This window comes from Asaccharospora irregularis DSM 2635 (assembly GCF_900129815.1).
Lineage (GTDB): Bacteria > Bacillota > Clostridia > Peptostreptococcales > Peptostreptococcaceae > Asaccharospora > Asaccharospora irregularis.
The window spans coordinates 1-11,912 of record NZ_FQWX01000005.1; the positions used below are offsets into that span (position 1 = coordinate 1).

Below are 11,912 nucleotides of genomic sequence, written 5' to 3' on the forward strand. Positions count from 1 at the left end.
TCAATTAGAACTAAGCGTAATTCTGAGGCAATAAACCCTGTTTTGCTTAATTATTATAAAAATAATATGAATGGTAAAAGCAAAAAAGTTGGACTAGTTGCCATTATGCATAAGCTAATGAACTATATTTTTTCTGTGCTACGCAACCAAAAACCATATGAAGTACGTAACCCTAAATTGCACTGTAAGATGTATCTAGAAAACAAAAGTCTACCTAATATAGCCTAACGGCTAATATGAACTATTTTTCCATATAAGCCATCAAAAATTCGTGTATATTTGATGGTTTATTTGCTATACGAAAAAACATAATTATAAAATATTTTTAAAAACTGTTGACTTTAACTAGCTGGTCTTGTATATCATCCTTTAGATATGTTCTACTATAAATTTCATTATATCAAAAACCTCATTTTCAACTAAACTAAATAACTTATATACAACGTGATTTTTTGGATCATTGTCACACTCATTTTCATCAATCCAAGTCCTAATTATAACTTTTTCATTATAATCGTACTCAACATTTAAATTTGGTGTATCAAAATCTTTTATATAAACATTGAATATATATGTGCCATTTGGTAAATCTCCCTCTATATACGTTATTTCAAGTCTTTTATTTTCAAATTTCGGCTTCATAATCCCTTGTCCTCCTTTTAACTTTTTGCAATATTTTACAATTCAAATTAAACTATTCTTTGATTAAGATTATAGTCATTAAAAAGTACAATTTACTCTTCATTTACTATTAATTTTATCCATAATCAAATATAATATCTCAAGTAATATTAAATAATCATTAAAAAACACAGCTTAGTTTGATAATTTTTCTAAAAAGAGGTAAAATAGTATTAGATAGACTTAAAATATTTAATTAAGGGGGATATCAAAATGCTAAGTAAAAAGTTACTTAAAGCTATTAATGATCAGGTAAATTTTGAGTTTTACTCATCTTATACTTACCTAGCAATGGCTGCCTTTGCTGAATCACTTGATTTAAGTGGTTTCGCGAACTTTTTTAGAGTTCAAGCAGAAGAAGAATTATTCCATGCAATGAAGTTTTACGACTATATATTCCAAAAAGATGGAATGGTTAAATTAGAACAAATATCAGAACCTAGCACTGACTACAAAGATATAGTGGATGTTTTCCAAAAAGGTTACGAACATGAACAATTAGTTACAAGCAGAATATATAAAATTGCTGATATAGCAAGTGATGAAAGAGAACATGCTACAATGAGCCTACTTAATTGGTTTATTGATGAGCAAGTTGAAGAAGAAAACACTTTCAACTCTCTTTTAAAGAAGGTTAAACGTTGTGAAAATAACCCAGCTGCTTTATATATGCTAGATGATGAACTTGCAGCGAGAGTATTTACTCCTCCTGCAAATGCATAAATCCTTTTAATAGAGCTACGAGATGTATTACGCAATTAAAACATCTCGTAGCTTTTTAAGTTTTCTAGACAAATTCGATCTCACTACCTATCCTATCACAATCGTTTTCTTGTTTTGATTTATACAGCTCTAAATTAGCTTTTGTATATAACTTATCAAAATCATTTCCATCTCTGTCATACATAGATAACCCTACTCTTCCACGTATTCTATATTTATCTCCATCGACTTCAAAAGATTGTTTAAATATATTTAATACATCATCAACCTTCTTAATAGCCAAGTCCTCAGAGTATATATCTTTCATTAGGATTATAAACTTATCATTACTTTCCATCCCTACTATATCTGTATTTCTAAAAACTCTCCTCAATTTATATAATATACAAAGAGAAGCCCTGTCCTTTATGTTCTCTAATAAATTATCATTTTCCCATTCTAGTTCAACTATAACCAAAGCATGCTTTCCGTGTTTTCCCTCATCGCTCAGGTACTTTTCTATTATCTTTTGCGAGTATATCTTATCGTATAAGTGTTCCGCCTCCACTTTAACATCGACCTCAGTACATCTTAAACTGCCAGGCTTTGAAAGACCAATATCCTTTGCATATATTAATATTATAAGAGAGTTGCTCTCTTCGGTTAAAAAATACTCTACAGTATATAACATCCAGCTATACACACCTTCAATAAGCATCCTACATTCCAATACTATTTTTTCTTCACCATCATTAATGCTTCTTTTTACATTTTCCAAACGAAATAAATCTCTAAATTTCAGGTAATCATCTTTGTGTATGTATTTTTTAGAAATTCCATTTATAATTCTGTCATATACATCTTCACCATCTAGTCCTAAATCTTCTAGCATATTATTTTTAGAATACAGCAGGCAGTCATTGCTTATATCGACCTCGAACATAATTTCACTTATTGATTGTATCAAACTTCTTATTTTATTTTGTATATTAATTAAATTGAGTGAAGATTTCTGTTTTTCAACTATAAATTCATCTAATATTTGACTCAATATTATTATTTCTTCTTCACTCCCATGTTTAAGATAAAGTCCACTCAAAACATCTTTTAAATCGTTTATTAGCTTTTTATAAGACGGCACTTCTATTCCCTCCCCACAATATGATTATTCATAAATTTCCCAACTAAATTTAGTACCACAAAAATAATTTTTAACTTTTGTAAATCTATTAACTACTTTTATAATCTGTAGTATTACACACATCTATAATTATAATAATATACTGTTTTGTATTTTATTTATATGATTGTCTATAACTTTAGACTCTATATTTTTTTATATATAAATACTACCTCCCTCTCTAGGTAAAAAAATTAAAAAACCGACTAAATTTACTATTTAGTCGGTTTTTATTATTTTAACATATTTTATATACCTCATTCAATATGCATATGGTTTTTACCATATAATTCCATATATAAATCTTTTTCTATCTATTACTTGATTAATTTTTTTATTTGAGAAAATGAATCCTCATTTCCTTTCCCACCTATTTTACATATAGATTCTATTTTTTTACTTCTGATTAATTTCTTTTGACCATCAGTTATCTGATTACCTACAAGCATAACTGGAGATTGATTTTTAAATCCTCTTAGCTTTACTAAATTTTTAAGTGGTTCTATATCTTTGACTTTATTATCATATATATGTAAATATTCTAGATATCTTAGATTTTTTAGATTTGATATTGGTTGTAAATCATTGAGTTGACTTTCTATCACCTCAAGAATTACAAGTTTTTTTAGATTCTCTAATCCAGCATAACTTTTAAAGTTTATAAAACTAACTCTAATTTCTTCTAGATTCTCAGCATATTTTAATCCTTCAATTGTGTCTATATTCTCCTTAGTATATCCTATAATATGTATTTTTTTTAGTAGCTTCATATCTTGAATGCTTGGATTGTATGTGTTTATATCTTTTTTTCCCAGACAGATCCTTCTATCCTATTTTCCTCACTATTTAGCGCTGTTACCACTTCTTTTCTTAATAGTTCACTCGTAAATATTTTTTCACTACTCTCTGGTTCTTCTGTAACTACTGATTGCTCGGTCAAATCTTTTGTTGTTTCTACGTTAGCCTGAAACAATATAGAATTACAGAATAGTATAGTTGCTGTCAAAAATATAAGTTTTTTCCTTCATTTTGCTTCCTCCAGTTGATTATTTTGTGAATATTTCAAACACATTATATCAACAAAATGTTTCATACTCAAATAAAAAAACTATATTATTCATTTAAAAATCTATATATTAATTCATTTACTCCAAATACTTATATTTTTAATTTAGCTATGAATAAAAAAATTCTATGCATTATAAAAAAAGCCCTATGTAGTATATAGGACTTTATAAAAATTAGCTTTCATTTGAACTATCAACAAAGTTTTATTTGATATTATCAAAATCAACTAAAAAATATTTAAACTTAAAACTTTTTAAGTATTTTATGTAATTGTAATAACTTTAAAACAAGATGTTACCTATAAAACTATTTTTTTAGTTGTTTTACTGCATTTGGAACCTCTGGTTGATAAACATACCAAGTACATGCAGTGTTTGCAGATAAAATAGCAGTAAATACTGCTAAAGAACTAGAATACTTTAAAACCTTTAATAAAATTCTTTTCATAATAATTAAACCCTCCTAATATTTTTTATAATCCCTAAAACTAACATTATAAAAATCCAAAACAGTGAGCTTCCTGCATAAAATGCATAATTATGCAAACTGTTTTTTGTTAGAGCTACTAAGATGAAAATAACAATTATGCTAGATATTAATCTTGCCATTTTTTTATACTTCTTTTTTTCACCCTCATTTAAAGGGTTATTCCTATGTTCTACTGGCGATAAGCTATAAATACCTGCATAGCTTATAAATGTATATATCCCTAAAAATATTGGAGATATACTCGCTACTAAATACTTATCTGTAAAAACTGTAACTAAAAACATTCCCAAAAACGTAAGTGAGCATCTTTTATAATTTTCTGCATGGTAACCACCTGCAAATTGTCTTACAGGACAGTAACAAGTTAAAAATATTATCGTATGTATTATTTTATTACATAATATACCAGTTGCAATTATCATTATTGAGTTAAATATAAATGAAATCAAAACTTCAAATCCGTACGCATATACATCGTACTCACTACTATCAATTTCTTTATTCAAAGCTAAGAAAGATGTTATTTTTTGGGCACACGATTTAAACATTACTACCTCCTAAAGTTTTTACAATTTAAATGTAGCATACTTAACTTATTTATGCAATTGCTCAAACATAACTGGACGTTATTCATACATAACTGGACAAATATTAACATTTATTCCTGGAATAATTATTACTAATGCAAATTTATTATCTGTAAAATTTATATTTACCTGCCCATCATATCTTTCTACTGTTTGTTCTATATTCTTTATGCCAATACCGTGAATGTCCTTGTCTTTTTTATTTGTTAGTATTACATTATTGACTTTTAATATTTTATTAACCTTGCTATTTTCAATTTTTATCACACAGAACTTATTTACATACGTCACCTTTATAAGTATCCACTTCTTAACTCCTACATCTTTAATTTTATCACAAGCCTGAATAGAATTATCTAATGCATTTGAAAATATAGTACATATATCAGTCATATCTATAAAATCTATTTTTGAAAAATCTATATACGTCTCCAAATGAATACCTTTTTCTTTGCAAATTTCATACTTTTCATTTAAAATAATATCTAGAATTCTATTTCCTGTATTAAAAAAATCCCCTATCGTATTTAACTTAATATTTATATTCTCAATATACCTCTTTATATCATCAGAATCACTTAAGTTAGAAATACAAATCACATGATTTTTCATGTCATGATACAATTTTTTAACCTTCTCCTGGTTATTTTCTATCTTCATATAGTAATTATATTCCATATTAACTTTTTCTCTAATAAGCTTATTCTCTAACTGCAACTTATTATTTTTCATAACTTTCCCAACTATTGCTAATATAGACATACTAGATAATAATAGTAAAAAGAAAATCATCATAAGCATCATATTACTAGACATACTATTAGAGTTCTTTATACCATAGCTAAAAATTACTAGTATACTAAAAATATTTGTACAAATAGGAAGCCCCACATATAAAAAGTCTTTCTTTCCTATTTCTCCATATAACTTTATATACTTAAAAAATACCATTCCTATTAATAAAAGAATCTTTGAAGTCAAAACAGCCTCTAACCTGTATATATTATACTCCAACAATATACTTATTTCTGATATATCATTTATAAATAGAACAACACTCATACTTAAAGCTTCTATAACTATTAACATCATCCAAAACGCCAAAGGAACAATTATAGCCTTAAATAAATTTATTTTGTAATTAATCTTGTAAAATCCTATAGTCAAAATTATAGAAATTATAACCCTATAATTTGGAAGTATATTTAAAACCTTTATGGATATTGCCACCAACATTACAAAGTAAAAGCCTGTATGTCTTATCTTTCTCGATGTTTTTTGCTCACTTATTTCACCTAATAAAATATATAGTACTATCCACTCTAACAGTAGAACAAGTAGATCTAGGGTGCTCCAAAAAATATTATTTTCTAACATATTACCTCTCCTAAATAACTTGCCAACTCTCTTTTAAGGTCCTTTACCCTATATTTACTTACAGGAATTTGAATATCATCTATATATGCTACGTTTTTTATAAGTGATTGTATCTTAGTTATATTTATTAAAAAACTATTATGACATCTAAAGAATCTTTTGTTTTTAAGTTGTTTTTCAATATCATTGATTCCTATTTTTAAATTGTAAGACTTATTTTCTTCATATATAGTTATCTCTCTTTTATCTGTCTCTATATACAGAATTGAATTTAAGTCTAATTTAATCATATAACCCTTATTATCAACAAATAGGACGTTTTCTATCTTACTTATTATCCCAGAAACACACGAGTCTAAATGCTCAGATAGTGTTTCGTAGGAAATCGGTTTCAGCAAGTACCTATATGCTCTAACTTCATACCCTTTTTGCACGTATTCTGATACAGCCGTTATAAACAGTATTTCCACCTTATTATCAAATTTTCTTATCTGTCTGGATGCTTCCATTCCAGTTAACTTATCCATTTGAATATCTAAAAATAAAATATCTAAAGTTTCAGGATATTTCTCAAGAAGCTCCTCCCCTGATGAAAATTCATAAATATTAAAGGATATATCCTTTAATTTTAGAAACTTTTTAACAGAGTTAACCAAAAATTCTCTTTGTAATAAATCATCCTCACAAATTCCTATATGTAGTAACATTCCTAACCTCCATTAAAAAACTCTTTCTACAAACTCAAGTAGACTTTTATACCTATTTTACCACAAATAAAGCCATATTACCTAAATGGTATACATGACTTTATTTATTTTAGATTATAATCCAAATTAAATTATAATCTATTGCAAAAGTTTTTTGTAGGTTATGTCTATAAAAAAGGCACCAAGAGGGGCAGTTACTAAGATTGATAAAACAGCAACAGTCAATACAATTTTTCCACATGGCAATCCCATAGAAAGCGGTATTGCTCCTATAGCAGCTTGTACAGTTGCCTTTGGTGTATATGCAATCATACAGAATATGCGCTCTTTTATAGATAGATCACTTTTAATTAAGCAACAATAAACACCTATCATTCTAAATATTAAAACTATAAATATAAGAATAACCGCTGCTGAACCTGCAGAAATAGCATAATTTATATCTACAGTAGCTCCTACTAAAACAAATAAAACTACCTCTGCTCCTATCCATAGCTCGGAAAATTTTATTGAAATACTCTTAGCTAATTTACTATCTCTTTTTTGTAAAGCTACCCCTATACTCATTATTGCAATCAGGCCTGATATAGGAACAATTCCTTTTAATTTATCTTCTAGAGCGACTAATAGAAAAGATACACTCAACAGTATTATTACTTTCATGGTATCATTTATGTTTATACGTTTGAAAAATAATACCAAACATCCTCCCAAAACAATCCCGGCCAAAATACCGATTATTATTGATACTGGTATTTGAGCAAAACTCATCGCCGACATTTTTTGTCCCTGTGCTAACCCTATAAATGATGTGAAAAGTACAATTACAAAAACATCATCTACAGATGCTCCTGCCATTATAAGTTGAGGAATACTCTTATCTGTTCCGCATTTTTTTTCTATTAAATTCAACATTCTCGGAACTATTACCGCAGGAGAAACAGCTGCAACAACAGCTCCCATTATAGCAGCATCTAGTGTTGAAATCCCAAGCAATTTTGGAGCTATCATAACCATTGCCAATATTTCAAAACAAGCTGGTAAAAAACACATTAAAATAGCAGCTCTACCAACCTTTTTCAAATCTCCAAAGTCTAATGCAAGACCCGCTCTTGTTAAAATTATTATGAGTGCAAGCTTACGTAAATCAGTAGAAATGGCTAAAATAGATCCATCAAGTATATTAAATACATATGGACCAATTATAATACCGGTAAGTATCATTCCCAGTAATCTTGGTAATCTAAATTTATTAAAAATTGATCCTACCAATATACCAATCAAAAAAATATAGGCTAAACTTGTTAACATCTCAAAATCCTCCTGTAATTTATATTTATTTTGAGTTAATATTCTCCTTTTATGTCCCTATAAAACACAAAAAAAGCTGATAACTCTGCCTTTAATAAATGCAGAAGTCATCAGCTTAATAAGCGTTTTTGGTAAATACCACGGGAGAACTTCATTCCCTATTTATATATAATAATCAGATAAATAATAAATGTCAAGCTTGCTTTTTATACTAATATATAAAATTATCTATTAATCTTGTTTTACCTATATATACAGCCGTAGCTACTAAAACAGATTTTTCTATATATTTTACCTTTTCCATTGATAAATTATCAACAACCTCTACATAATCTATTCTTGCCAGAGGCTCAGAGTTTATAGTTTCCTTTATTTGATTTATTATAACTTCAGAGCTTTTTTCACCATTTTCAATTAACGTTTTCGCTTTAGACAATGATTTATTCAATATGGTAGCCGCTTCTCTTTCTTCTGTGGACAGATAAATATTCCTAGAACTTCTAGCTAGTCCATCCTCTTCTCTAACAATAGGGCATCCTATTACCTCTACGTCTATATTTAAATCCCTGACCATCCTTTTTATAATTGCCAGTTGTTGTGCATCCTTTTGACCAAAATATATTCTATCTGGATAAACTATATTAAGTAATTTTGTCACTACAGTACATACCCCTCTAAAATGAATTGGTCTACTCTTTGCACATAACCCTTCTGTCAAACCATTCACATCTACAAAAGTTAAAAAATCATTTTTATACATTTCTTTATCTTCTGGATGAAATATTAAGTTAGCACCAGCATCTTTACATATCTTACTATCTCTTTCTAGATCTCTAGGGTATGTATCTAAATCCTCTGTCGGACCAAACTGCATAGGATTTACAAATATACTGACTACTATCCTATCATTTTCTTCATATGCTTTTTTTATTAGGCTTTGATGACCTTCATGTAGGTATCCCATAGTAGGTACAAATCCAACACTTAGACCTTGATTTTTCCATTCTTTAACTGTATTTCTTACATCTTCTATTCTATTAACTACTCTAATATTTTCTTCTTTCATAATTCCATCCCCTAGTATAGTTTTTCTATTATATCATCATCTATTTTAAAGCCATGTTCTTCACTTGGAAAACTTCCATCTTTAACTTCATCAATATAATTTTTAAATGCTTCCTTCATCTTGTCGCCTAAACACTCATACTTCTTAACAAACTTTGGTGTAAAGTCATCAAACATTCCTAGCATATCTTGATAAACTAATATCTGTCCATCACATCTAGCCCCAGCTCCAATTCCTATAGTTGGAATTGACACTTTATCAGTTATTATATCTGCCAACTTTGAAGGAACCCCCTCCAAAACTATTGAAAAGGCTCCTGCTTTTTCTACTGCTATTGCGTCATTTATAAGTTTTCTTGCTGCTTCCTCATTTTTCCCTTGTACCTTAAATCCTCCAATAGCATTAACTGACTGCGGTGTAAGACCTATATGTCCCATAACCGGTATTGAAGCCTTTACAATCGCTTCTATCTTGTCACAGACCTCTAAGCCACCCTCAAGTTTTACAGCATTTGCCTTTCCTTCTTTTATTAGTCTGCCTGCATTTACTACTGCATCATATACAGATGTTTGATAAGACATAAAAGGCATGTCGGCTACAACAAGGCTATTTTTTACTCCTCTAGCTACAGCCTTTGTATGATGAATTATATCCTCCATCGTAACAGATAATGTATCATCATACCCTAAACATACCATTCCCAAAGAATCTCCTACTAGTATCCCATTTATTCCAGCGTCATCCATTAGTTTAGCTGTTGAGTAGTCATAGGCAGTAAGCATAGTCAACTTTTCATTCATATTTTTAGCATTTTTAAATGTTACAACCGTGTTCTTCATCATAACCTCCCAAATATTTTTCGATTTCACTATAATCTCTATTAATATTCTTAGATGTTGCTATATCTAATACTTTTTTTGATAATAATTTATATAATATCTCATCTTCTTTTCCTAAAGCATTACAATGGTTTTTGATGGTCGATAAATCTCCTCTTTCTACAGGCCCCGTTAGGCTTTGAATAATACCAGCTGATTTTATATTTTTTAAATTAAACTCTATAAGTGGCAACAAAGCTTTGATGGCTATCTCCTCTGGGAAATTACATTCTTCAAGGTATTTAGCACCAGTACCTATAAGACCCAGTACTAAGTTGCTTACAACTACACAAGCAGCGTGGTATAATACTTTATTGTCCTTTGAAATAATAACTACATCATTTCCAAAAGATACAAACAAATCTTTTAACTTTTCTCTGTATTTTTCATGACCTTCAATTGTAATAAAAGCTTCTGGGAAATTTTTATAAGAATTATATTTGCTAGACACAGCAAACATGGGATGGATAGAATAACCGTATGCACCGTATTTTTCTATATTTGAAAAGATTTCTGAAGAAATTGAGCCACTACAGTGGCAAAATAATTTACCATCTATATGAAATTTGTTTATACAATTCCATATATTTTGTATCTCACTATCTGGTGTAGTGATAAATATTATATCACTATCCTTTACCAAATTTTGTAAATTATAGTAGCATTGGCTTTGTGTAAAAAGTGCAGCTTCTTGTGATGAATGCCGATTTTTACTATAATATCCAACTACTATAATATTATTTTCTTTTAGATATTTTCCTAGGGAAAATCCAACCTTCCCCGCTCCAATAAATCCAATTTTTATAGTTACCACCTCCTATATGAGTGTGATACTTGTTGTATTATAATCTTCAATTTCAAATATATGGTGTAGTTTTTCTTAAAATACCACCCATAGATACTATAAACATATCAGAAATTTTTGTCAATAATCTAATTAAGTATTGAAAACTATTTAAAGAAAAATAGCGAACCCCCCTTTGGGTCCGCTATTTTTAGTCAATTCATACTATTATTATCTCATATATTTTCCATTCCACTCATTATTGTAATAATAGTCTCCTAAATCACATTTACATCCACATTCACATTTATGTTTGTCCTTATTATGATCTGGTTTACAATTGCAATGATGATGTCCTGGTTTATCGTCACAGTGGTGATGTCCACCTTCTTGTGTACACTCTATAAAATCAGTAGCTAATTCACTTAACTCTTCTATTAAATCGTCAAGGTCACATAATTCCTCTGATAACTGATGTATTAAGCATTTACAGAAATTATATGCTACCTTGCCTTGGGAGCTACATTCCATTCCACAACTATTACAGAATATTAATAGTATTATTATTTTAGCTATTATTTCTATAATTTCAAGTATAAGCTCTACAAGTATACAGAATAATTTTCCTACTAACTCTTCGCATCTATCTATACAATTAAGAGTTTCTATAACATCTATCAACTCTTCTAATATATCTAATGCCTTTTCAAGTTCTCCTTTAAGTTTACAGTTAGTTATATCATCGTCTTGTGTTATATCCTCTAAAGTTTCATAAAGTTCATCTAGTATTCCATCAGTAAAAAATAATGGAAATCCTACTAAAAATCCTTTTATAATGTTCCATATTTCACAAGGATCTACTCCTGATTGTAGTGATAATTTAGGTACTACCTGAATTGCTACTTCTGAATCTAGCTGAGCTTCACCAACAATCTTGGCATTGACATTATCTATTTGCTTATTAACATCTTCTAATAAGCCTAATAAAGAACTTTGTTGTTCTCTTAATTTACCTACATATATTTCCTTATTCATATAAACAACCCCTTATTTTGTTTTGGATGTTTGTCATCCTAATACCA

General features: G+C 28.8%; 14 protein-coding genes, 1 pseudogene and 1 riboswitch. Of the genes and pseudogenes, 2 read left to right on the forward strand and 13 right to left on the reverse strand.

Annotation, left to right across the window (positions count from 1 at the left end; translation table 11 throughout):
• Positions 1–228: pseudogene (locus tag BUB34_RS13385) on the forward strand (hypothetical protein); the annotation flags it as partial.
• A 141-nt stretch (positions 229–369) separates the two neighbouring features.
• Here the strand turns inward: BUB34_RS13385 and BUB34_RS03500 are convergent.
• Positions 370–642: a hypothetical protein gene (locus BUB34_RS03500; RefSeq protein ID WP_073124289.1), complete on the reverse strand. Its 273-nt coding sequence runs from the start codon at positions 640–642 to the stop codon at positions 370–372.
• A 252-nt stretch (positions 643–894) separates the two neighbouring features.
• Between BUB34_RS03500 and BUB34_RS03505 the strand changes: the two genes are divergently transcribed.
• On the forward strand, positions 895–1,404 hold the full coding sequence (locus BUB34_RS03505; RefSeq protein ID WP_073124291.1) for a ferritin: 510 nt from the start codon (positions 895–897) through the stop codon (positions 1,402–1,404).
• 64 nt (positions 1,405–1,468) lie between these two features.
• Here the strand turns inward: BUB34_RS03505 and BUB34_RS03510 are convergent, their stop codons facing one another.
• The 12 genes from BUB34_RS03510 to BUB34_RS03565 form a co-directional block, all read right to left on the reverse strand.
• Positions 1,469–2,524, reverse strand: a complete 1,056-nt coding sequence (locus BUB34_RS03510; RefSeq protein ID WP_073124293.1) for a GGDEF domain-containing protein — start codon at positions 2,522–2,524, stop codon at positions 1,469–1,471.
• Between the two features lie 356 nt (positions 2,525–2,880).
• Entirely contained in the window at positions 2,881–3,333 is a 453-nt protein-coding gene (locus BUB34_RS03515; RefSeq protein WP_073124295.1) for a leucine-rich repeat domain-containing protein, read from the reverse strand.
• 26 nt (positions 3,334–3,359) lie between these two features.
• A complete protein-coding gene (locus tag BUB34_RS03520) occupies positions 3,360–3,569 on the reverse strand; it encodes a hypothetical protein (RefSeq protein ID WP_073124298.1) in 210 nt (69 codons plus the stop codon).
• 368 nt (positions 3,570–3,937) lie between these two features.
• Complete coding sequence (locus tag BUB34_RS03525) at positions 3,938–4,078, reverse strand: cyclic lactone autoinducer peptide (protein ID WP_073124300.1); 141 nt, start codon at positions 4,076–4,078, stop codon at positions 3,938–3,940.
• Between the two features lie 5 nt (positions 4,079–4,083).
• Complete coding sequence (locus tag BUB34_RS03530) at positions 4,084–4,668, reverse strand: accessory gene regulator ArgB-like protein (RefSeq protein WP_073124302.1); 585 nt, start codon at positions 4,666–4,668, stop codon at positions 4,084–4,086.
• A gap of 78 nt (positions 4,669–4,746) precedes the next feature.
• The gene (locus tag BUB34_RS03535; protein WP_073124304.1) at positions 4,747–6,084 is read right to left on the reverse strand and encodes an ATP-binding protein; all 1,338 of its coding nucleotides are present in this window, start codon (positions 6,082–6,084) and stop codon (positions 4,747–4,749) included.
• The gene (locus BUB34_RS03540; RefSeq protein WP_073124306.1) at positions 6,078–6,791 is read right to left on the reverse strand and encodes a LytR/AlgR family response regulator transcription factor; all 714 of its coding nucleotides are present in this window, start codon (positions 6,789–6,791) and stop codon (positions 6,078–6,080) included. The genes BUB34_RS03535 and BUB34_RS03540 overlap by 7 nt, the downstream gene beginning before the upstream one ends.
• A gap of 138 nt (positions 6,792–6,929) precedes the next feature.
• On the reverse strand, positions 6,930–8,102 hold the full coding sequence (locus tag BUB34_RS03545; protein ID WP_073124308.1) for a cation:proton antiporter: 1,173 nt from the start codon (positions 8,100–8,102) through the stop codon (positions 6,930–6,932).
• 94 nt (positions 8,103–8,196) lie between these two features.
• Positions 8,197–8,270: riboswitch (Fluoride riboswitch) on the reverse strand.
• A gap of 43 nt (positions 8,271–8,313) precedes the next feature.
• Complete coding sequence (gene panC / locus BUB34_RS03550) at positions 8,314–9,168, reverse strand: pantoate--beta-alanine ligase (RefSeq protein WP_200787842.1); 855 nt, start codon at positions 9,166–9,168, stop codon at positions 8,314–8,316.
• Positions 9,169–9,179: 11 nt separating this feature from the next.
• Complete coding sequence (gene panB / locus BUB34_RS03555) at positions 9,180–10,007, reverse strand: 3-methyl-2-oxobutanoate hydroxymethyltransferase (RefSeq protein ID WP_073124310.1); 828 nt, start codon at positions 10,005–10,007, stop codon at positions 9,180–9,182.
• Positions 9,982–10,860: a Rossmann-like and DUF2520 domain-containing protein gene (locus BUB34_RS03560; RefSeq protein ID WP_242948818.1), complete on the reverse strand. Its 879-nt coding sequence runs from the start codon at positions 10,858–10,860 to the stop codon at positions 9,982–9,984. Before BUB34_RS03560 ends, panB begins: the two co-directional genes overlap by 26 nt.
• Before the next feature lie 201 nt (positions 10,861–11,061).
• Complete coding sequence (locus BUB34_RS03565) at positions 11,062–11,865, reverse strand: hypothetical protein (protein WP_073124312.1); 804 nt, start codon at positions 11,863–11,865, stop codon at positions 11,062–11,064.
• Between the last annotated feature and the right edge of the window lie 47 nt (positions 11,866–11,912).